Below are 21,759 nucleotides of genomic sequence, written 5' to 3'. Positions count from 1 at the left end.
GGGGCACTCGCCTGGAACCGCCGGCTCCCGGCCGCACCCCGAGCTGGTGCCGCTCTCCAGCCTTCCACCCCGGCTCGCCACCGCGCAACGCCACGGGTCCCGGCGCGGCAGGCCCCCCGCCCTGCCACACCAACCACGGCCCAGCGGCACCTGGCCCCGGTGCAGGCCCCGGTCCGGCCGGCACCGGCACCCGCCTGCGCGTTCCGGCGCCGCCACCGGAGACACCCCGTGGCCGGCCACCCGGCGGCCCCCGACCGATCCTCATCGGCATCGGCGACCGGACCCAGACGGTGTGGCCCTCCCTGGCCAGGCAGCGCAAGCCCTCGGCTCCCCTGCCGCAGGTTTGCCCCGCCCCACCGCCCGCCCGCGGCCCTCCGCGGCACCGTCGCCCGACCGCCGGCCACGGGAGCCCCCGCACCGCGCCGCCGTAGTCACCGCGCTCCCCGGCTCACACCGGGCGCCGTCACCCGTGCCAGGACCGCCACAGTGCCGCGTACGCGCCCCCCGCTGCGACCAGCTCGTCATGGCTGCCCAGCTCGCTGATCCGGCCGTTCTCCACGACGGCGATCACGTCGGCGTCGTGGGCGGTGTGCAGCCGGTGGGCGATGGCGACCACGGTGCGGCCGTCGAGGACCCGTGCCAGGGAGCGTTCCAGGTGGCGGGCCGCGCGCGGGTCGAGCAGCGAGGTCGCCTCGTCCAGGACCAGCGTGTGCGGATCGGCCAGCACCAGCCGGGCCAGCGCGATCTGCTGTGCCTGCGCCGGGGTCAGCGCCAGGCCGCCGGAGCCCACCTCGGTGTCCAGGCCCTCGTCCAGTGCCCGCGCCCACCCGTCCGCGTCGACCGCGCCCAGAGCGGCCCACAGCTCGGCGTCCGGGGCGGTGGCTCGGGCGAGCCGGAGGTTGTCGCGCAGGGACCCCACGAAGACGTGGTGCTCCTGGTTGACGAGGGCGACGTGCGTGCGGACGCGCTCCGCGGGCATCCGGGACAGCTCCGCCCCGCCCAGGGTGATCCGGCCGTCCCGGGGCGCGTAGATCCCGGCGAGCAGCCGGCCCAGGGTGGACTTGCCCGCGCCCGACGGGCCGACCAGGGCCAGCCGGGTGCCCGGCGCGACCTCCAGGGAGACCTTGCGCAGCACGTCGACACCCTCGCGGTAGCCGAAGTGCACCCGGTCGGCGTGCACGTCCCGCCCGTCGGGAGCGAGCGAGGCGTCCCCGGCGTCCGGCTCGATGTCCCGCACACCGACCAGGCGGCCCAGCGACACCTGGGCGACCTGCACCTCGTCGTACCAGCGCAGGATCAGGTTCACCGGATCGACCAGCATCTGCGCGATGAGCGCACCGGTGGTCAGTCGGCCCACTCCGAGCCAGCCGTGGAGGACGAGGACCCCGCCGACCATCAGCACCGAGCCGAGCACGAGGAGGTGGACGGCGTTGACGACCGGGAAGAGCACGGAGCGGAGCCAGAGGGTGTACCGCTCCCACGCGACCCACTGCGCGATCCGCCGTTCCGACAGGGCCACGCGGCGGGCGCCGAGGCGGTGCGCCTCGATGGTGTGGCCCGCGTCCACGGTCTCGGCGAGCGCGGCGGCGACGGCGGCGTAGCCGGCGGCCTCCGAGCGGTAGCCGGACGGGGCCCGTTTGAAGTACCAGCGGCAGCCGGTCACCAGGACCGGCAGGGCGAGCAGCACGGCGGCGGCCAGCGGCGGCGCCGTCACGACCAGTCCACCGAGCAGCAGCAGGGCCCACACCACACCGATGGCCAGCTGCGGCACGGCCTCGCGCATGGCGTTGGCCAGGCGGTCGATGTCGGTGGTGATGCGGGAGAGCAGGTCGCCGGTGCCCGCCCGCTCCAGCACACCCGGCGGCAGCCCGACGGACCGCACGAGGAAGTCCTCGCGCAGGTCGGCCAGCATCCGCTCGCCGAGTATCGCGCCCCGCAGCCGCACCTGCCGTACGAAGACGGCCTGCACGGCCAGCGCGAGCACGAACAGCCCGGCGGTCAGGCCCAGGTGGAGCTCCCGGGCCTCGTCCGTCACCCGTTCGACCAGGCCGCCGAGCAGGTACGGGCCCGCCATGGAGGCGACCACGGCCACCGTGTTGACGGTGATGAGCAGCAGGAAGGCCCGCCGGTGCCGCCGGAACAGCTCGGTGACGTAGGCGCGTACGGTCGCGGGGGCGCCGACAGGCAGGGTGGTGGCGGTCGTCGGGGCCGCCGGGTCGTACGCCGGCGGCGCAACGCCGATCATGCGCTCTCCTCGATCTCTTCCAGCTCCTGGAGCGCGTCCAGCAGCAAGTCCTCGTCGGCCGCGGCCAGTTCCTCTTCGGTCTCCCGGGTCACCACGGCCCGGTACCGCGGCTCGCCGTCGACCAGTTCCCGGTGCGTGCCGACCGCCACGACCTCGCCCTCGTGCACCAGCACCACCTGGTCCGCGCGGTCGAGCAGCAGGGGAGAGGAGGTGAACACCACGGTCGTCCGCCCCGACCGCAGCCGGCGCAGCCCGTCCGCGATCCGGGCCTCGGTGTGCGAGTCGACGGCGGAGGTCGGCTCGTCCAGCACCAGCACCTCCGGATCGGTGATCAGCGACCTGGCCAGGGCGAGCCGCTGGCGCTGGCCGCCGGACAGGGACCGCCCGCGCTCGGTGATGCGGGCGTCCATCGGATCGGCGGCGTCCAGCGAACCCTGCACCAGCGCGTCCAGCACGTCCTCGCACCGGGCCGCCGCCAGCGCGTCCGCGGGCCGCACGGCTCCGGAGGCGGGCACGTCGAGCAGGTCGCGCAGTGTGCCGGAGAGCAGCACCGGGTCCTTGTCCTGGACGAGGACGGCGGTGCGGGCGGTGTCGAGGGGGAGTTCGTCCAGGGGGACCCCGCCGAGCAGCACCGACCGGTCCGGCTCCGAGGGGTGGCCGCCCAGCCGCTCGGCCAGCCTGCCCGCCGCGTCCGGGTCGCCGCACACCACGGCGGTGAGCCGGCCGGCGGGAGCGAGCAGACCGGTCGCGGGGTCGTACACGTCACCGTCCGGGGCGTCGGCCTCGCGGGTTCCGTCGGTGGCCGTGGACCGCTCCAGCGACAGCACCCGTGCGGCGCGTTTGGCCGAGGGGCGGGAGAAGGAGTACGCCATGGCGATCTCCTCGAAGTGCCGCAGCGGGTAGTTGAGGACCATGACCGCGCTGTAGACGGTGACGAGTTCACCGACCGTGATCCGGCCCTGGCGGGCCAGGTCGATGCCGTGCCAGACGACGGCGATCAGCAGCAGTCCGGGCAGCAGCACCTGTACGGCGGAGATCAGCGACCACATGCGCGCGCTGCGCACGGCGGCGTGCCGTACCTCCTGCGAGGCCTGGCGGTAGCGGTCCAGGAACAGTTCCTCGCCCCCGATGCCGCGCAGCACCCGCAGTCCGGCGACGGTGTCGGAGGCCAGCTCGGTGGCCCGGCCGGCCTTCTCGCGCTGCACGTCGGCGCGGCGCGTCGCGCGGGGCAGCAGCGGCAGGACCGCGAGGGCCACGGCGGGCAGGCCCACGGCGACGATCACGCCGAGCGCGGGCTGGTACACGAGCAGGCCGACGCAGACGACCACGACGGTCAGCGCGGCGGCCGTGAAACGGGAGACGGCCTCGACGAACCAGCCGATCTTCTCCACGTCACCGGTGGAGACGGCCACCACCTCACCGGCCGCCACCCGCCGGGTCAGCGCGGAACCCAGGTGGGCGGCCTTGCGGGCCAGGAGTTGCTGGACGCGGGCGGCGGCGGTGATCCAGTTGGTGATGGCGGCCCGGTGCAGGAAGGTGTCACCGAGCGCGATCCCCGTACCGCAGACCAGCATCAGACCACCCGTCAGGGCGAGCCGGCCGCCGGAGCGGTCGACGGCCGCCTGTACGGCGAGACCGACACAGAAGGGCAGCGCGGAGACGGACACGAAGTGCAGCAGGCCCCAGGCGAGCGACTTCAGCTGTCCGCCCAGCTGGTTGCGCCAGAGCCACCACAGGAATCGGGGACCCGAACGCACGTCGGGCACGCCCGGATCGGGATACGGAAGGTCTTGTATCTGCATGACGTCCCAGTGGCTCGTGTCATAGGGGCGGGAAGGGCCGGGAAGCCGCGGTGCACGGCAACAAGCCGTGAAAGGTTCGCGTCGCGGAGTGGTGGATTTCAAACGGTTTTCCTTGACGGCCCCCGAAAGCCGCCGACTTCCGGACACGGCCCTGATCACCCGGCTCGCCCCGCCTCCCGCCCCGCCCGTCAAGCCTGGACAACCACGTCACTCGGCACGGTCACTGCCCGAACGTTCACCCAGTCAGCCGGTTTGGTGATGGCAGCATGGAGGTGTGCAGATCGACAGTGCGCGGCGCCGGACGGTCGCCGGGGTGGCGGCCCTCGGCGCCCTCCTCGCGACGCTCTCCGCCTGCGGCACCACCGCCCCCGCTCCCGCTCACGGCGCGCGCGGTGCCGAGCGGGCCTCCACCGCGCCGTCCGCCCCCACGACCGACCCGACCCGCATCCCGGGTGTCGGCGACCGCCTGTACCGGCGGATACCCGTCGGCTCCCGCCAGGTCGTCGCCGTGTACGGCGAGGGCCGGGACTCGGCGGACTCCCTGGTCGTGCTGTACACCCGTCAGGGCGCGCACTGGCACCCGATGGCGAGATGGGCCGCCCACAACGGGCGCCGCGGCTGGACCGCGCACCATCACGAGGGCGACGCGCGCAGCCCGGTCGGCGTGTTCACCCTCACCGACGCCGGCGGCGTGCTCGCCGACCCGGGCACCCGGCTGCCCTACGACCGGAACGAGGGCGCCTACGCACCGCCCGCCGAGTGGGACGAGGCGCACCAGCACGACTTCGACTACGTCATCGCCATCGACTACAACCGCGTCAAGGGCACCCCGCCGCGCGACGCCACCCGCCCGTGGGGAACGGAGAAGGGGGGCGGCATCTGGTTGCACCTGGACCATGGCAGCGGCACTTCGGCCTGTGTCAGCGTCTCCCGGAAGGCCATGGAGTTCCTGCTGCGCACGCTGGACCCGGCGCACGACCCTGTCGTGGTGATGGGGGACAGAACGAGCCTGAGGGCGTAGCGGAGCGAGGACGGGCCGAGCCTGGGAGTCGGGCGGAGCGAGGACGCCGGGACACACACCTCCCGCCCCGCCGCCCGCTCCCGGCCACCGGGAAATCCGCCCCCCCCCGCCACCCCGGCCCGGCGCGGCCGGCCCTCGCGAGGCCACCGCTCGGCGGCCCGGCACGGTCCTCCGGTGTTCCGCGGAGGTTAGCCCCCATGGTGCCCCGGCGTTCCGATGAGGTCACCTCCCGGTCTGGAGGCCCGGCGCCCCCGCGGTGGTGGAGGAGCCGACCACGTCCACGTCGCTGGCCCGGACGTACGCGAGCCGGTGGCCGAACTGGATCTCGTAGTACCGCTCCCGGCCCCACACCACCGGGTTGGGCGTGTCGCTGAAGGACTTGGCGGTGTAGGAGCTGCCGACGCCGGCCTGTGTCACGTACCGCTGCCCGGCCAGGAAGCCGTAGGGCAGCGGTGACTCGGCCGGCTCGTCCACGTCGTCCGGGAAGGCCTCCTCCTCCGGGAGGGCACGCCCGTACACCGGGATCTCGTCCAGGCCCTCCTTCGGCGTGACCATGCGCCCGGCCGCACCGACGGCCGTCGGCTTGTTCCGGGGGTTCTTGAACCAGGCCTTGTGCCCCTGGAACCAGATCGCCGTCCAGTCGCCGCGGCGGTCGGCGACGGCGAAGGTCTGCCCGGTGGAGACGCGCGAGCCCAGGTCGTTGACGTCCTGGGTGGAGTCGTCGCCGTCCGGCTTGCGGCCCGGGTCCTGGATCAGCGGGGACTTCTCGTCCGGTTCGGTGTACAGCCGGACGGCGCTGGAGCCGTGCGGCCGACACGGTGAACCACTGCCGGTGCAGCCCGTGAACGACGGTTTGTGCGCGGCGTAGTCCGGCAGGATGGTCACCATGTCGCTGTCGGGTCCCGCCGTCGCGCGCAGCGGCGCGCCGAGGAGGTCGAAATAGTGCCGCCAGTCCCAGAAGGGGCCGGGATCGTCGTGCATGTCGGGGATGGTGTCGGCGGTCGGAGCCGGCACGTTGTCGTGGCCGAAGATGTGCTGCCGGTCGAGCGGGATGGAGTACTTCTTCGCCAGGTATTTCACCAGGCGCGCCGAGGCCCGGTACATCTGTTCCGTGTACCAGGTGCCCGGGTGGGTGAGGAACCCCTCGTGCTCGATGCCGATCGAGCGGGCGTTCACGAACTGGCTGCCGGAGTGCCAGGCCTCGTCCTTGGTCTTGATGTGCTGGGTGACGTGGCCGTCGCTGGAGCGGATCGAGTAGTGCCACGAGGATTCCGTCGGATCCTGCACCGTCTGGAACATGCTCTGCAGGTCCGCCTCGGTGTCGTGGATGACGATGTACTCGATCGGCTGGTCCCTGGGCCGGTCGGCGAGGTCGTGGTTGCCGTACGAGCTGTCGTCGATCTCCTCGTACGGCGCGCCGAGCCAGTCACAGGCCAGTTCCGCGGGGCACTCCGCCAGCTTGGACCGCTGCGGGTTCGGCTGGCCGGCGGTGCGGGGGTGCGGCCGCACCCGGGGGCTGGGGGACAGGGCGACGTCCTGTCCCTCCGCGGTGGTGCGGTGCGCTCCCCGGCGGATCAGGGCGAAGACGTCGTCGGCGTACGAGGCGGCTGACGTGACGTCACGGTTGCCCGGGAAGCGTGCCACCGCCTCCCACCAGTCCCCCGGATCGGCGCTGAGGGGCTTGCCGAGCCGTCGTTGCGTCTCGGCCAGGATCGCGGCTCCGCCGCGTACGTTGGCGACGGCGTCCGTGCGCAGACGTCCGGCCGGGGCCTTGATCAGGCGTGCCGCGTGCTGCAGGTCCGCGGGCTGTACGGCGCGGTGGGCCGGTGTGTCCGCGGCGGCGGAGTCCCCCGCCGCACCCGTGAGCTGCCGGCCCTGGGCGCCGAGCGGTGGTTGCGGGGCGGGCGGCGGGACCGCGGTCTTGACGCGGTCGGTGTCCACCAGGTGCATCGGTCCGAAGCCGCCCGAGACGCTGGGCGCGCCCGGGTGCGTGTCCCAGCGTGACTGCATGTAGGAGACGCTCATGAGCACACTGCGCGGCACGTGGAACTCGCGCGCGGCGTCCGTGAAGGCGTCCTGCAGACGCCGGTCCGCCGCCTCGTCGGCGCCGGACATCGGGAGGATCAGCAGTGGCGGCAGGAGTGCCGCCCCCGCGATCACACAAGCCGCGCGGCGGCACCTCCGGATGGCACCGGGGACATGTGCAGAAACATTTCTTCTCATCGCAGAGGCTCTCCCAACCACGCTCGATCGCAACCAGGGCAAAGGAGTTGCCCGTGGTGCCACCCCTTGTACGTTTCCGTGCCCCGGGCGTCGTGTCGTGGCGAGCGTCACCGGGGTGGACCAGCGGCCCGGCAGAGGCCACCCGGTCGGCGGCAGTGGCTCGGCTGCCTGGGGCAACCACGCGCGACCGGATGCGGCTCAGTCCTCCACCGGGTCCACCTGCCAGTCGGGGTGGCCCGGCATGGGCGGGGTGTGGGGGCCGTGGAGCCAGGGTTTCAGAAACGGCGTCAGGTCCTCTCCGGCGACCCGGGACGCGAGCGCGACGAAGTCCCGGGTGCCGGCCGCGCGCCCCCGGTACTCGGTCACCCAGGTGCGCTCGATCCGCTCGAAGGCCTCCTCGCCGACCTTCTCCCGCAGCGCGAAGAGCACCAGCGCCGAACCGTCGTAGCGCATCACCTTGAAGAGGGTCTCCGCGGTGGGCTCGGCGGGCGCCCCTTCGTCGTGCCGCCACTGGTCGTGCTGCTCGTACGCCTCCCGCATCGCGGACTCCAGGCTCACGCCGCCGTGCTCGGCGGAGTACAGCCGTTCGTAGAAGCGGGCGTGACCCTCGCTCAGCCACAGGTCGGACCAGCGGCGGATGGCGACGCTGTCACCCGTCCAATGGTGCGTCAGCTCGTGGACGAGATTGCGTTCGGCGTCGACCCGGTCACCCAGCAGGTCGTCCCGCGGTACGACGGAGAGCGACTGGGTCTCCAGGGCCACCGGCAGGTCGGTGTCGCCGACCAGCACCCCGTAGCGGAGGAAGGGGTACGGGCCGAGCCGCCGTTCCAGCCACGCCAGGTGCTCCGGCGTCAGCGAGCGGTACTCCTCGGTGCCGGTGACCAGCCCGTCGGCGACCACGTCCCGGACGGGCAGCCCGCCCGGGCCCCTGCTGTCGGCGAACGTGAACCTCCCGATCGCCAGCTGCACCAGCTGAGCGGCGACCGGCTGCTCGGAGTCGTAGGTCCACCGGGTGCGGCCGTCGGGCCGCCGGACGGTGGAGACGAGCCGCCCGTTGGCCACCGCGCTGAGCCCCGGTGGGGTGGTGATGTGGAAGGTGACCGGTGCCCGCAGGCTCGGGTGGTCGTCGGACGGGAAGATCATCTTGGCCCCGTCGGGCTGCGCGCAGACCATGGTGCCGTCGGCGGTGGGGACCCAGCCGTAGTCCTGGATCGCGTCGTCGCGGTGCCGGCTCTGTGCCGGGTCGGCGGTGTAGGCGACCTGGACGGTGAAGGCGCCGCCGCGGGGGATGGGGCGTACCGGAGTGACGACGAGTTCGTCCCCGTCGCGCCGGGCGGTGGCCGGTGCGCCGTCGACGGTGACGCGGTGCAGGGTGTTGCCCGCGAAGTCGAGGTCGAAGCGGGACAGAGCCTGGGTGGCAGTGGCACTGAGGGTGGTGGACGCCTCGAAGGGGGTGTGCGGTGCCCGCCAGTCGAAGTCCAGTGTGTAACGGCGGACGGTGTAGCCGCCGTTGCCGGCGAGCGGCATCAGCGGGTCGCCGATGCCGGGCGCGCCGGGGGCCGGGGCCGGGCCCGTCGAGGCGGCGGGACCGGGCGCGGGTGAGCCGTCGGTCTCGTGCGGCAGCAGGCCGGCGACGAGGGCGGCACCGGTCACCGCGCCCGTGCCGGCCACGGCGAGGGCGAGGGTGCGGGCCGCGCGGCGGGAGAGTGACCCCTTTGCGATCTCCATAAGCGCACTATGCCAGCATGATCCGCTTATATCACTAAATACCCGTTCATTGTGCGGCGTCCGGCGCGTGCGGCGGCCGTACGCATCGCGCCGTTCTGTCGAGGCGTCATTGCGGGGCGGGCCGTCTCCCCGTTAGAACACCGGCCATGAGAAGACCGATGGTCATGTCCATGCTCGCGGGGGCGACCCTCCTGGTGAGCGCGTTCTTCGGCACGGGGACTCCGGTGGCCCACGCCGCCGAGGTGCCTGCCGAGTTCGGCACCGACTGGCACGACCCGGTGACCGCGGCCCCGCCCGTCGACCGGCCGGACGCCAGGTCCTGCCAGGTCACCCTCGCCGACGTACGGTTCCGCGACTTCACGCCCTACCGGGGCGCGTACGTGCCGCCCGGGGACTGCGGCGGGCGCTGGAGCAAGGTCGTGCTGCGCCTCGACGGCAAGGTGAAGGGCCGTCAGTACGACCGGCTCGGCTATCTGCACGTCGGCGGCGTGGAGATCCTGCGCACCTCCACGCCGGAGCCCTCGCCCGACGGCATCGAGTGGCACGTGGAGAAGGACGTCACCCGCTACAGCGACACCTTCCGCCGCTCCCAGGACGTCGAGATGCTGATCGGCAACGTGGTGGACGACACGTACACCGGTGTCATCGACGTCCACGTCACCCTCACCTTCTACGCCGGCCGCCCCGCGGCCCCCGCCCCCGACCACGTCCTCACGCTCGCCGACACGCCCGCCGGTACGACGCTGACCACCCCGCGCAACAGCGAACGGATCGTCGCCGAGGTGTACGCGACCGGTTCGGGCGGGGGCTGCGAGGAGTTCTGGTACCTGACCGTGGCGGACCCGGCGCCCTACTCCTGCAAGTCCGACCGCGGGCCCTACCGCGAGGTGCGGATCAGCGTCGACGGCCGGCTCGCCGGCATCGCCGCCCCGTTCCCGAACGTGTGGACGGGCGGCTGGTCCAACCCCTTCCTGTGGTACGTCGTCCCGGCCCCGCGCGCCTTCGACGTCCGGCCCGTCGAGTACGACCTCACCCCCTTCGCCGGCCTCCTCAACGACGGGCGCCCGCACCGCGTGGAGGTGTCCGTCGCCGGTGTGCCCGCGGGACAGTCGGGCTGGAGCACCCCGGTGAACGTCCTGGTCTGGCGGGACCCGCACCGCGCCCACGTCCCCGGCGCGCTCACCGAGGACGAGGCGACCGATCTCGCCGACTCCTCCACCTTCACCCCCGGCGCGGAGAACCGGGCGCACACCGAGGCGGGGCACCGGCTCACCGTCTCCGGGTACCTCGACACCTCGCACGGGCGCGTGACCACCACCGTCACGCGGGCGCTCGCCAACACCTCCGACCACCGCTGGACCGACGGCGAGGACACGGACGCACTCGACGCGAACTGGACCGACGACGAGACGGTCAGGACCGCCGGCCACGGCCCCGCGCGGACGACGCGGACGCACCGGACGTACACCGTGAACGGCGCCGTCACCCTCGGCTCCGACAAGCGGCTGCGCACCGTGCTGACCCTCGGCGACCGGGCGCAGTCGGTGACCCGCGAGGGCGGCCGGCGCACCGTGTGGTCGCGGCTGGACGACACCTACAGCGGCGACGCCGCGTACACGACCGATGTGCCGCGGGACCGGCGGCACGCGGTCGGCACCTCGACCGAGCGCTACCGCCTCCTCGGCTCGGACGGCTGCTACGACCGTCTGCTGACCACGGTTCAGGGGATGCTGACGGAGGACCGCCGCCGCTGCTGAGCCGGGCGGCGAGAGGGACGCCTGACAGCGCGCACCTCGCCGGGGACGCGCCCTTACGGTCGAGCCGGTCAAACCGGTCGCGCCGGTCCGGCGCCCGTGCCGGTCAGCAGCGCTGGGCCGCGTCCCCGTCGATCAGGGTGTCCAGCAGCACGCCGAGCACCTGGCGCTCCTTCTCGGTCAGGGGCGCCAGTATCTCCTCGGCGGCGGAGTGGCGGGCGCCGCGCAGTTCGCGCAGGGCCGCGCGCCCCTCGTCCGTCAGCTCGATCCGGGTCACGCGCCGGTTCGCCGGATCCGCCACCCGCCGCACCTTCCCGCTCGCCTCCAGCCCGTCGACCAGCGTCGTCACCGCCCGGGGCACGACCTCCAGGCGCTCGGCCAGGTCGGCCATGCGCGGAGGCGAGGCGTAGTGCGCGAGGGTCCGCAGCAGCCGGGACTGGGCCGGGGTGACGCCCAGGTCGCGCTCTTCCAGATGGCGCTTCTGGATGCGGTGCACCCGGCGGGTGAGCCGCAGCAACTGCTCGGCGAGCAGGCCGTCGGGATCGGGGGTGGTCATGCGGGAACAATATCAGGATGCCGTTCATTGTGAGTATAGGTAACAATGAGCTGCGATCCGTTCCGACATCGTCGGTCGACCCCCGGCCGGCGCCCGTCCTTCCCGTAGGAGCCCATGCACCCCGACCGCGAACCCTCCTGGACCCCACCTGCCGACGCCGGCGAGCAGCCCCGGCAGGTGCGCCGCATCCTGCGGCTCTTCCGTCCCTACCGCGGCCGTCTGACGGTCGTGGGCCTGCTCGTCGGCGCCTCGTCACTGGTCTCGGTGGCCACGCCGTTCCTGCTGAAGGAGACGCTCGACGTCGCGATCCCGCAGGGCCGCACCGGCCTGCTGAGCCTGCTCGCGCTCGGCATGATCCTCAGCGCCGTCCTGTCGAGCGTCTTCGGCGTGCTGCAGACCCTGATCTCGACCACCGTCGGCCAGCGGGTCATGCACGACCTGCGCACGGCGGTCTACGGCCGGCTGCAGCGCATGTCCCTGGCCTTCTTCACCCGCACCCGCACCGGCGAGGTCCAGTCCCGCATCGCCAACGACATCGGCGGCATGCAGGCCACCGTCACCTCCACCGCCACCTCCCTGGTGTCCAACGCCACCAGTGTGGTCGCCACCGTCGTCGCGATGATCGCCCTGAACTGGCGGCTGACGATCGTCTCGCTGCTTCTGCTGCCGGTGTTCGTCTGGATCAGCCGCCGCGTCGGCAACGAACGCAAGAAGATCACCACGCAGCGGCAGAAGCAGATGGCCGCGATGGCGGCCACGGTCACCGAGTCGCTCTCGGTCAGCGGCATCCTGCTCGGCCGCACCATGGGCCGCGCCGACTCGCTGACCGCGTCCTTCGCCCAGGAGTCCGAGCACCTGGTCGACCTGGAGGTCAGGTCGAACATGGCCGGGCGCTGGCGCATGGCGGTGATCACGATCGTCATGGCCGCGATGCCCGCGGTCATCTACTGGACGGCCGGCCTCGCCCTCCGGTTCGGCGGCCCGGAGGTCTCCCTCGGCACCATCGTCGCCTTCGTCTCGCTCCAGCAGGGCCTGTTCCGCCCGGCTGTGAGCCTGCTCGCGACCGGCGTCCAGATCCAGACCTCGCTGGCGCTCTTCCAGCGCATCTTCGAATACCTCGACCTGCCCGTCGACATCACCGAGCGCGAGCGGCCGGTCCGCCTGGACCGGATCAAGGGCGAAGTCCGCTTCGAGGACGTCGAGTTCCGCTACGACGACAAGGGCGGACCCGTCCTCGACGGTGTCGACCTCACCGTGCCCGCCGGCGGCAGCCTCGCCGTCGTCGGCCCCACCGGCGCCGGCAAGTCCACGCTGGGCTATCTGGTGCCCCGCCTGTACGACGTCACCGGCGGCCGGGTCACGCTGGACGGAGTCGACGTGCGCGACCTCGACTTCGACACCCTCGCGCGCGCGGTCGGTGTCGTCTCCCAGGAGACGTACCTCTTCCACGCCTCGGTCGGTGACAACCTGCGCTTCGCCAAGCCGGACGCCACCGACGAGGAACTGCACGCGGCGGCCAAGGCGGCGCAGATCCACGACCACATAGCCGCCCTGCCCGACGGCTACGACACGGTCGTGGGCGAGCGCGGCCACCGCTTCTCCGGAGGCGAGAAGCAGCGGCTGGCGATAGCCCGCACGATCCTGCGGGACCCGCCCGTCCTCATCCTGGACGAGGCGACCAGCGCCCTCGACACCCGCACGGAAGCCGCCGTCCAGGAGGCCATCGACGCGCTGTCGGCCGACCGTACGACGATCACCATCGCCCACCGTCTGTCCACCGTCCGCGGTGCCGACCAGATCGTGGTGCTGGACTCCGGACGCGTCGCCGAACGCGGCACGCACGAGGAACTCCTGGAGCGGGACGGCCGGTACGCGGCCCTGGTGCACCGGGACGCGCAACTGCAACCGACAAACTGAATATATGCCGGGTTTATGACGATATGCGTATTACCGTGCCCGCATGCAGACGAACACTCCGTCACGGAGCAGAACCCGACTGACGCGCCGGGGCAGGCTTGCCGTCCTCGTGACCGGCGCCGTCGTGGCCGGCACCGCCGTGGCGGTGCCGCTGCTGACGCTGGGGGCCGGCCGCGAGCAGGCGAAGCCCGCCCTGCTGGTGATCTCGGAGGGCTGGCGGGCGAACCAGGTCTACGACGCGATCGACAAGGCCCTCGCCCTGCCACCGGGAAGCACCCGCAAGTCCCTCGGCAAGGCCGGCCTGAAGCTGCCGAACGAGGCCGGTGGCAACCCGGAGGGCTATCTCTTCCCGGCGACCTATCCCGTCCCGAAAGGAGCAACCCCTCAATCCCTGCTGCAGCTCATGGTCGACACCGCGGACAGGAAGTTCAACGGCGCACCCGTGGCGGCCGGCGCCCAGCGCAACGCGGTGAACGTCTACCAGGCCGTCACCATCGCCAGCATCGTCCAGGCCGAGGCCGCGACGAAGGCGGACATGGGCAAGGTCGCCCGGGTCATCTTCAACCGGCTCAATAGCGGGATGCCGCTGCAGATGGACTCGACGCTCCACTACGCGCTGAACCGCACCACCGTCGACACCAGCCAGGGCGACACCCGGATGGAGAGCCCGTACAACTCCTACCAGCGCATGGGCCTGCCGCCGACGCCGATCGACAGCCCCGGCGAGGACGCGATGCGCGCCGCGCTCAACCCGACGCCGGGTGACTGGCTGTACTTCGTCACGGTCGCGCCCGGGGACACCCGCTTCACCGCGAGCTACAACGAGCACCTTCGGAACGTGGCCGAGTACAACGCCCTGCACCAGGGTGCGTCGACGGCCCAGCCGAGCGGTGGCCCGCTGGGCTCCTCCCCGGCCTCCCCGGAGCCGTCGGGCAACTGAGCAGGCGGCGCGTCACGCGGCGACCGGCTCCTCGGCGAGCAGCCGCCTGATGTCCCGGACGGCGGTGCGTCCGGCCCGGTTGGCCCCGATGGTGCTGGCCGAAGGGCCGTAGCCGACCAGGTGGATCCGCGGATCGGCGACCGCGCGGGTGCCCTCCACCCGGATACCGCCGCCCGGCTCGCGCAGCCGCAGCGGAGCGAGATGGTCGAGCGCGGCCCGGAACCCGGTCGCCCACAGGATCACGTCGGCGGCCACGCGCCGGCCGTCCTTCCACTCCACGCCGTCCGGGACGATCCGGTCGAACATCGGCTGCCGGTCCAGGACCCCGTCCGCGAGACCCCGCCGGACGGCGTCGTTCAGGGGCAGCCCGGTGACCGAGACCACGCTGCGCGGCGGCAGCCCCTGGCGCACCCGCTCCTCCACCAGCGCGACGGCCGCACGACCCGCCTCCTGGTCGAACGGGCCTTCGCGGAAGACGGGGGGCCGCCGGGTGACCCACGTCGTCGCGGCGGCGTAGGGGGCCAGCTCCAGCAGGTGCTGGGTGCCCGAGGCGCCACCGCCCACGACCACGACCCGCTGCCCGGCGAACTCCTCGGGTCCGGCGTACCGCGCGGTGTGCAGCTGGCGACTACGGAAGGTCTCCCGGCCCGGGTAGAGCGGCCAGAAGGGCCGGTCCCAGGTGCCGGTCGCGTTGATCAGCGCCCGCGTCGACCAGTTGCCGTCCGACGTCTCCACGAGCAGCCGCCCCCCGTCGCCCTCGCGGACCGCGCGCACGTCCACCGGGCGCCGTACCCGCAGGCCGAAGGCGCGCTCGTAGCGGTCGAAGTACTCCCGGACGACCTCGGCCGAGGGGCGGGCCGGGTCGGCGCCGGTCAGCTCCATGCCGGGCAGCGCGTGCATCCCGTGCACCTTGCCGAACGTCAGCGAGGGCCACCGGAACTGCCAGGCGCCACCCGGTCCGGGGGAGTGGTCGAGGACCACGATGTCGCGGTCCGGCTCGAAGCCGGTGCGCCGCAGGTGGTAGGCGGCGGCCAGACCTGCCTGACCGGCACCGATGACGACGACCTCGACCTCACGGACTTCGTTCACGCCTCAACCAACAAGGAGGCGGGTGTGGATCTTCCCGGCCACGCGTCGACCGGCGGCCTGATGCGTTCGACCCTGCTCACCACGCGCGGTCCCATCGACCTGCCGCGTGCGGTCCCATCGACCTGCCGCGTGCGCCCCGCCGCGTGTCGCCGAGCATCGGCCAAGCTCCACCCGATCCCCGCCTGTATCGGACAACGCGGGCGCCACGGGGTGTGGAAACCGGCGTATGGGTCAGGATGGGGGCATGTCCGATGCCTTCACCACACGCATGCTCAACGTCTCCACCGGTACCCGGGAACGCGTCGTCGACCTCACCAGCGACTGCGAGGACTTCCTGCGGGCGGCGGCGGCCGGCCGCGACGGCCTGCTCAACATCTTCGTCCCGCACGCCACCGCCGGCATCGCCGTCATCGAGACGGGCGCCGGCAGCGACGACGACCTCCTCGCGGCGCTGCACACGCTGCTCCCCGCCGACGACCGCTGGCAGCACCGGCACGGCAGCCCCGGTCACGGCCGCGACCACGTCCTGCCCGCCATCGTCCCGCCGCACGCGACCCTCCCGGTGATCGGCGGACGTCTGGAGCTGGGCACCTGGCAGTCGGTGTGCCTGGTGGACACCAACAAGGACAACCCCGACCGCCGGGTCCGGCTGAGCTTCCTCGGCTGAGCGGCAGCCCGGGGCGGTGACCGGCGGATCACGAAGGGCCGGCCCAGGCGGCCCGAGCCGGACCCGGCGACGGCACCAGACCGAGGCGCTGGGCGCGCAACACCGTGCCGACGCGGTCGCGGGTGCCCAGTTTGCGGTAGATGTTCTCGACGTGCTTGTGCACCGTGCGGACCGAGATGCCGAGGCGCCGGCCGATCGCGTCGGCGGTGAGCGCGTCGGTGAGCAGCAGCAGGACGGCGGTCTCGCGCGGGGTGAGCGCGCACTCCGCCGCCCGCTGGTCCGCGGCGCGGGCCGGACCGAGCGCCCGCCGCCACTCCTCCAGCAGACGGCGCTGCCGCTCGACCGCCGCCAGCAGCGGCTGGGCGCGCTCCGCCATCACCACCTGCTCGTCGGTGAAGTCCGCACCGGCCCGGTACACCAGGCACCCGGTGATCGGCTCGGCGCTCCCCGGGAGCGGCACGCCCAGCGCGTGGTCGACGTCCAGCACCTCGCGCAGCAGACGGGCCGTCGGGCTGCCCGGCCAGGTACGGCCCACCGCCCGGAGCGCGGTGACCGGCGTGCGGTCGGTTCCGGGCCCGTAGTGCCCGGCGAAGGGGTACCCCGCGCGCAGCAGACCCAGGTCGGCGTCCCCGAGCCGGGCCAGTTCCGCGGCGGCCGCGTCGGGCACGGTGCCCAGCGTGCCCCGGCTCTCGTTCCAGTCGTCCAGCTTGTGGATGACCGCCTCACCGCCGCACACCTCGGCCAGCGTGCCGGCCAGCAGCGGCCACAGCCGCTCGGGTTGCCGTTCGTGCAGCGCCGCCACGGCGACGGTCGTCATGCGCTCGTAGGCCTTGTCCAGCCGCACGAGTTCCTCCGGTTGCCTTGCGTACTCGTCCTCCCCCCGTCGGCGTACGTACTTGTACGCATACCCCCGCGGTCCCCCGCTGTCGCACACTTCAACCGGCGACACCGGCCTGACCGGACGCATCGCGCCCGACGGGCCGCCGGCACGGGGGAACGGCGGCCCGTCCGGTGTCGCCGGACGCACCTCTCCGCGGATCACCGCTCGGCCCCTCCTTGGGCCTCGGCCCGGCGTGCGCCGCGAATTCCCGCACGATCCTCGCCGTCGATCTCCGTACCGTCCTCGCCGCGGGTCACCGCTTGTCCTCCACCGTCCTCCACGGATCTCCGCTCGGCGGACCCGCGGGAGAACCGACGACGCCCCCCGGGTGGAGCCGGAGGGCGTCGGGACAGGGCCGAAGGATCAGCCGCGCTCGGCGCCGCTCTCCTTCTCCTTCTCCAGGTTCTTCAGCCGCACGGACTCCTTGCGGACCTCGGCCTGGGTGGCGCGCTCCTTCTCCAGCCACTCGGGCCGCTCCTGCTTGAGCGCCTCGATCTGCTCGGTGGTCAGCGCCTCGGTGACCCCGGCCCGGGCGAGGCCGGCGATGGACACGCCCAGCTTGGCGGCCACCACCGGACGCGGGTGGGGACCGTTGGCCCGCAGTTCGCGCAGCCACTCCGGCGGGTTGGCCTGCAGCTCGTTCAGCTCGGCGCGCGAAACCACACCCTCCTGGAAGGAGGCGGGGGTGGCGGGGAGGTACACACCCAGCTTCTTCGCCGCGGTCGCGGGCTTCATCGTCTGGGTGCTCTGCTGCGACTTCATGACGTCAGGGTATCGGCCGTGTGCCGGGGGCCCGACCACGGCCGGTGGCGGGGGGCTCCGGTGGCGGCCGGTAACCTGGCCTGGTGACAGGCTCGGAGGATTCACCGTCGTTCCGGCTCGCGTACGTTCCCGGGGTGACGCCCGCCAAGTGGGTGAAGACCTGGAACGAGCGCCTGCCCGACATTCCGCTCACCCTCGTCCAGGTCCCGGCCTCCGAGGCGCCCGAGGTGCTGCGGGCGGGGGAGGCCGACGCGGGCCTCCTGCGGCTGCCGGTCGACCGTACGGTCTTCAGCGCGATCCCGCTGTACACCGAGACCACCGTGGTGGTCGTCCCCAAGGACCACCTGATCACGGCGGCGGAGGAGGTCACCCTGGCCGACCTCGCCGACGAGGTGCTCTTCCACCCCCTGGACGACGTCTTCGACTGGGAGGCCCCGCCGGGCGAACCGGCCTTCGAGCGGCCCGCCACCACCGCCGACGCCGTCGAGCTGGTGGCGGCGAACGTCGGCCTGCTGGTCGTCCCGCAGTCCCTGGCCCGCCTGCACCACCGCCGGGACCTCACCTACCGCCCGGTCGTCGACGCGCCTCAGTCCAGCGTCGCCCTGTCCTGGCCGGAGGAGGCCACCACCGATCTGGTGGAGGACTTCATCGGCATCGTCCGCGGACGCACGGTCAACAGCACCAGGGGCCGCACCCCGGCGTCCTCACAGGCCAAGCCGTCGCAGACGAAGGCGCAGGCCAAGGCCCAGGGCAAGGCGCAGGGCAAGTCGACGGCGAAGACGCAGGGCAAGGCGTCAGGGAAACCGGCCGGCCGCACGGCAGGCGTCCGCGCGGGCGGCAACAGGTCCGCCAAGCCCGCCCAGCGGGGTAAACCGCGCCGGAGGTCGTGAGCCCGTCCGGCGAGAGCACGCCGGCGGACCCGCGCCCGGACGCTCAGGCCCCGGGCCGTACCGCCCCCTCGGCGCCGCTCTCTCCCGCACCGCGACCGACGGCCTCCGCGACCCTCTCGGGCTCCGGGCGCACGTGCCGTTCCCGCAGGTCGGCAACCGCCAGCACGAGCGCGACCACGATGATGCCCACCGCGGAGAGCAGTCCGAGCTGCATCGCGGTGTCGGTGCGGCCGTGGTTGGCGAGGTGGGCGAAGTACACCGAGCCCACCACCGCGATGCCGGCCGCCGAGCCGACCCGCTGGCCGGTCTGCAGCACGCCCCCGGCCGCACCCGCGCGGTGGACCGGGACCCGGGTGAGGGTGAGGGTGGTGTTCGGGGAGACCGTCAGGCCGGACCCGATACCGCCGACGAGCAGCGGCAGCGCCGACGCCCAGCCCAGGTTCGGTCCGGGCACCAGCTGCACCGCCGCCATCACCCCGAGCAGGCCCAGCGCGACCCCGCCGAGACCGATGACGACCAGCTTGCGGCCGAAGCGCACCACCAGCCGGCCCCCGGCGGCGGCCCCGACCGCCGAGGCCGCCGCGAAGGGCAGGACGGTGAGCCCCGAGGCCAGCGCGCTGTAGCCGAGGCCGTTCTGCAGGTACAGGGCGTAGAGGAAGAAGACGGTGGTGAAGCCCGCGAAATAGGTGAGGCTGATCAGCGCGCCGAGCGTGAAGGAGCGCAGGGAGAACAGCCCCAGGTCCACCAGGGGCGCGCGCCCCAGCAGCCCCATCCGTTTCTCCCACACCCAGAACGCGCCCAGCAGCGCCAGGGCCACCGGCACCAGCGCCCACTTCTCCCGTCCGGGCCACTGCTGCTCCTGCACCAGGGGCAGCATGAGCGCGAACACACCCGAGCCGAGGAGCAGCACGCCGAACAGGTCGAACTCCTCCTGTTTGCCCGTCGTCGCCGGGTAGCGGGGCAGCAGCCGGATCCCCGCGGCGAACGCGGCCACGCCGATCGGCAGGTTGACGAAGAACACCCAGCGCCAGCCGTCGTCGGTGCCGACGGCGTCGATCAGCAGACCGCCCGCGAGGGGGCCCGCCGCCGTCGACACCCCGATGACCGTGCCGAGGACACCGAACGCCTTGGCCCGCTCGGCACCCTGGAACATCTGCTGGATCAACCCCGAGGTCTGCGGCGCGACCATGCCCGCGGCCGTGCCCTGGATCAGCCGGAACACCACCAGCCAGCCGGGCCCGGCCGCGAGGCCGCACGCCAGCGAGGCCACCGTGAACAGGGCGAGCCCGATCAGGAATGCCTGGCGCCGGCCGCGCATGTCGCCGAGCCTTCCCGCTGGGACCAGCGCGAGCCCGAAGGTGAGGGCGTACCCGGAGACCACCCATGACTGGACCGCCTCCGAGGCCCCCAGCCCGCGCTCCAGGGAGGGCAGCGCGACGTTCACGATCGAGGTGTCGAGGAGCGAGATGAATCCCGCCGCCAGACAGACCCCGAGCGCCTTCCACCGCCGCGCGTCGGGCGCGGGTGGGGCCTGGACTGTGCTCATGGGGTCACGCTATGCAGTCGAGGCTCCCCCCGCCACGCGAGCCACAGCTCCCCCCGGCCACGCGAGCCACCGGTCGCTCCCCCGGAAACGATGCCGCCCCGCCACCCGCCGGTTCCGCGCCGCCACCCGCCGGACCTGCGCCTCCACCCCGACGGGCACCCGCCGCCACTCCCCGGACCCGCGCTCCCACCCCGCCGGAGCCGCTCACTCCAGTTAGGCGGCCCGCCGTGCCGTACGCACCACCGCGTCGCCCGCCGCACGCCCGAGCCGTCCCTCGGCCACCCAGGTGTCCACGACCTTCCCCGCCCGGGTGACCAGCGCGCCCTTGCTCCGGAAGGGTGCACCCGCCCACACCGCGTCCAGCAGTGTGGTCCCGCCCGGGCGGGACGGGTTGGCGACGCCGGAGTCCAGGCCGCCGGAGACCGCCCGGGACTCGCCGCGGCGGACGTACGCGTGGGCCGGGTCCCCGGTGCCCTCCGGGAAGGGGGCGAACTCCGTGCCGTTCAGGGTGTAGTGCAGACAGGTAAGGGAGTGGATCAGCGGGCCGAGTCCCGCAGCCACGCGTACGCCGACCGCGCCGTGAACTCGGCCTGCCCGCCCCGCAGCAGCAGCGACGCGGTGGTGAACTCGGGAGCGTCGGCCTGGGCGGGGACGTACGGGACCGCCACGCACCGCATGCCGGCCGCGTGGGCGGCGGCCGCGCCGGGGGCCGCGTCCTCCAGGACCACGCAGTCGGCCGGGTCCGCGCCGAGCCGGCGGGCCGCCTCCAGGAAGACGTCCGGGGCGGGCTTGCCGCGGGGGACCTCGTCCGCCGAGACCGCCGTGCCCAGGTGGGCGGCCAGGCCGGTGCCCGCCAGGATCGCCTCGATGGCCTCCGGTGAGGAGCCCGAGGCCACCGCCATCGGGACGTTCTCGGCGGCCAGCAGCTCCACGAACGCCCGCATCTCGGGGTACGCGCGCGTGCGGGCGCGGGCCAGCTCCAGATAGCGGCGGTTCGTCGCGGCCAGCAGCTCCGCCGCCGGGACGCGCAGGCCGTAGCGCTCCCGCCACATCACCACCGCCTCCCGGGTGCTGATGCCGACGTAGCCCTCGTGGTCCTCCCAGGTGAACCCGGGCACGCCGTGCTCGGCCAGAACCTGTCGGCTCGCCTCGTAGTAGTTCGGCTCGCTGTCCACCAGCGTTCCGTCCAGATCGAAGATGACCGAGAGGGTGCCGAGATCGTTCATGGCGTCCAGGATGCCAAGCGTCAGCCGCGGGCCGCTCGGCCGACCGACTCCACCAGGGGCAGCAGCCGGTACGGGACGCGCTCGCGCAGCGCCACCTCCGTGCGGGTGCGCACCACGCCCGGAAGGCTGATCAGCTTCTGGATCACGTCCTCCAGATGCGCGTTGTCCCGGCCCACCACCCGCGCGAGCATGTCCCCGCCACCGGTGATCGAGAAGGCCTCCACGATCTCCGGTACGGCGGCCAGCGCGTCCCCCACGTCGTCCAGATGGCCCTGGGTGACCTCGATGTGCACGAACGCCAGCACCGGATGTCCCAGCGCGGCGGGGGAGAGGGACGGACCCGTGCCGGTGATCACGCCGTCCCGTTCCATCCGGTCCAGCCGGGCCTGGAGCGTGCCGCGGGCCACCCCGAGGATGCGCGCGTACTCGCGCACGCTGGTGCGCGGCTGCTCCAGGAGCAGTCGCAGGATGCGGGTGTCGAGTTCGTCCACGGCCATGATGCACGACTGTACC

The 21,759-nt window shown here is 73.2% G+C and carries 18 protein-coding genes; 6 read left to right on the top strand and 12 right to left on the bottom strand.

The window, feature by feature from the left end; translation table 11 throughout:
• Positions 1–463: 463 nt before the first annotated feature.
• Both ACZ7N4_RS20830 and ACZ7N4_RS20825 read right to left on the bottom strand, forming a co-directional pair.
• Positions 464–2,245: an ABC transporter ATP-binding protein gene (locus ACZ7N4_RS20830; protein WP_471359802.1), complete on the bottom strand. Its 1,782-nt coding sequence runs from the start codon at positions 2,243–2,245 to the stop codon at positions 464–466.
• On the bottom strand, positions 2,242–4,047 hold the full coding sequence (locus ACZ7N4_RS20825; protein WP_471359801.1) for an ABC transporter ATP-binding protein: 1,806 nt from the start codon (positions 4,045–4,047) through the stop codon (positions 2,242–2,244). The genes ACZ7N4_RS20830 and ACZ7N4_RS20825 overlap by 4 nt, the downstream gene beginning before the upstream one ends.
• 274 nt (positions 4,048–4,321) lie before the next feature.
• Between ACZ7N4_RS20825 and ACZ7N4_RS20820 the strand changes: the two genes are divergently transcribed.
• Complete coding sequence (locus tag ACZ7N4_RS20820) at positions 4,322–5,068, top strand: L,D-transpeptidase family protein (RefSeq protein WP_471359800.1); 747 nt, start codon at positions 4,322–4,324, stop codon at positions 5,066–5,068.
• Between the two features lie 222 nt (positions 5,069–5,290).
• Here the strand turns inward: ACZ7N4_RS20820 and ACZ7N4_RS20815 are convergent, their stop codons facing one another.
• Together ACZ7N4_RS20815 and ACZ7N4_RS20810 are read right to left on the bottom strand one after the other, a co-directional pair.
• On the bottom strand, positions 5,291–7,183 hold the full coding sequence (locus ACZ7N4_RS20815) for an N-acetylmuramoyl-L-alanine amidase (RefSeq protein WP_471359799.1): 1,893 nt from the start codon (positions 7,181–7,183) through the stop codon (positions 5,291–5,293).
• Between the two features lie 306 nt (positions 7,184–7,489).
• Positions 7,490–9,019, bottom strand: a complete 1,530-nt coding sequence (locus tag ACZ7N4_RS20810; protein WP_471359798.1) for a M1 family metallopeptidase — start codon at positions 9,017–9,019, stop codon at positions 7,490–7,492.
• Positions 9,020–9,165: 146 nt separating this feature from the next.
• Here ACZ7N4_RS20810 and ACZ7N4_RS20805 point away from each other — a divergent pair, with 146 nt between their 5' ends.
• The gene (locus tag ACZ7N4_RS20805) at positions 9,166–10,776 is read left to right on the top strand and encodes a peptide-N4-asparagine amidase (RefSeq protein WP_471359797.1); all 1,611 of its coding nucleotides are present in this window, start codon (positions 9,166–9,168) and stop codon (positions 10,774–10,776) included.
• Positions 10,777–10,879: 103 nt separating this feature from the next.
• Here the strand turns inward: ACZ7N4_RS20805 and ACZ7N4_RS20800 are convergent, their stop codons facing one another.
• A complete protein-coding gene (locus ACZ7N4_RS20800; RefSeq protein ID WP_471359796.1) occupies positions 10,880–11,329 on the bottom strand; it encodes a MarR family winged helix-turn-helix transcriptional regulator in 450 nt (149 codons plus the stop codon).
• A 114-nt stretch (positions 11,330–11,443) separates the two neighbouring features.
• On the opposite strand from ACZ7N4_RS20800, the gene ACZ7N4_RS20795 reads away from it, so the two are divergent.
• Both ACZ7N4_RS20795 and mltG read left to right on the top strand, forming a co-directional pair.
• Entirely contained in the window at positions 11,444–13,246 is a 1,803-nt protein-coding gene (locus tag ACZ7N4_RS20795) for an ABC transporter ATP-binding protein (protein ID WP_471359795.1), read from the top strand.
• Between the two features lie 43 nt (positions 13,247–13,289).
• Positions 13,290–14,186 carry an endolytic transglycosylase MltG gene (mltG, locus tag ACZ7N4_RS20790; protein ID WP_471359794.1) on the top strand — a complete coding sequence of 299 codons (897 nt, stop codon included), beginning with the start codon at positions 13,290–13,292 and terminating at the stop codon, positions 14,184–14,186.
• Between the two features lie 12 nt (positions 14,187–14,198).
• On the opposite strand, the gene ACZ7N4_RS20785 is transcribed toward mltG, so the two are convergent.
• Positions 14,199–15,275 carry an NAD(P)-binding domain-containing protein gene (locus tag ACZ7N4_RS20785; RefSeq protein ID WP_471359793.1) on the bottom strand — a complete coding sequence of 359 codons (1,077 nt, stop codon included), beginning with the start codon at positions 15,273–15,275 and terminating at the stop codon, positions 14,199–14,201.
• A 244-nt stretch (positions 15,276–15,519) separates the two neighbouring features.
• On the opposite strand from ACZ7N4_RS20785, the gene ACZ7N4_RS20780 reads away from it, so the two are divergent.
• Positions 15,520–15,942 carry a secondary thiamine-phosphate synthase enzyme YjbQ gene (locus ACZ7N4_RS20780; RefSeq protein ID WP_467926264.1) on the top strand — a complete coding sequence of 141 codons (423 nt, stop codon included), beginning with the start codon at positions 15,520–15,522 and terminating at the stop codon, positions 15,940–15,942.
• Between the two features lie 28 nt (positions 15,943–15,970).
• Here the strand turns inward: ACZ7N4_RS20780 and ACZ7N4_RS20775 are convergent, their stop codons facing one another.
• Positions 15,971–16,786 carry a helix-turn-helix transcriptional regulator gene (locus ACZ7N4_RS20775; RefSeq protein ID WP_471359792.1) on the bottom strand — a complete coding sequence of 272 codons (816 nt, stop codon included), beginning with the start codon at positions 16,784–16,786 and terminating at the stop codon, positions 15,971–15,973.
• A gap of 399 nt (positions 16,787–17,185) precedes the next feature.
• Complete coding sequence (locus ACZ7N4_RS20770; RefSeq protein WP_471359791.1) at positions 17,186–17,584, bottom strand: DUF5997 family protein; 399 nt, start codon at positions 17,582–17,584, stop codon at positions 17,186–17,188.
• 83 nt (positions 17,585–17,667) lie between these two features.
• On the opposite strand from ACZ7N4_RS20770, the gene ACZ7N4_RS20765 reads away from it, so the two are divergent.
• Positions 17,668–18,474 (top strand): LysR family transcriptional regulator substrate-binding protein, encoded by an 807-nt coding sequence (locus ACZ7N4_RS20765; RefSeq protein WP_471359790.1) that lies wholly within the window; start codon positions 17,668–17,670, stop codon positions 18,472–18,474.
• Between the two features lie 43 nt (positions 18,475–18,517).
• On the opposite strand, the gene ACZ7N4_RS20760 is transcribed toward ACZ7N4_RS20765, so the two are convergent.
• The 4 genes from ACZ7N4_RS20760 to ACZ7N4_RS20745 form a co-directional block, all read right to left on the bottom strand.
• The gene (locus tag ACZ7N4_RS20760) at positions 18,518–20,020 is read right to left on the bottom strand and encodes an MFS transporter (RefSeq protein WP_471359789.1); all 1,503 of its coding nucleotides are present in this window, start codon (positions 20,018–20,020) and stop codon (positions 18,518–18,520) included.
• Between the two features lie 213 nt (positions 20,021–20,233).
• Positions 20,234–20,581, bottom strand: a complete 348-nt coding sequence (locus ACZ7N4_RS20755) for a hypothetical protein (protein ID WP_471359788.1) — start codon at positions 20,579–20,581, stop codon at positions 20,234–20,236.
• Positions 20,557–21,246 (bottom strand): HAD family hydrolase, encoded by a 690-nt coding sequence (locus ACZ7N4_RS20750; RefSeq protein ID WP_471359787.1) that lies wholly within the window; start codon positions 21,244–21,246, stop codon positions 20,557–20,559. The genes ACZ7N4_RS20755 and ACZ7N4_RS20750 overlap by 25 nt, the downstream gene beginning before the upstream one ends.
• 20 nt (positions 21,247–21,266) lie before the next feature.
• Positions 21,267–21,743 (bottom strand): Lrp/AsnC family transcriptional regulator, encoded by a 477-nt coding sequence (locus tag ACZ7N4_RS20745; protein ID WP_471359786.1) that lies wholly within the window; start codon positions 21,741–21,743, stop codon positions 21,267–21,269.
• Positions 21,744–21,759 lie beyond the last annotated feature (16 nt).

It is taken from the genome of Streptomyces sp. NPDC107654 (assembly GCF_055639035.1).
The sequence above is the reverse complement of the archived record's forward strand: the minus strand, read 5'-3'. Positions and strand labels throughout refer to the sequence as shown.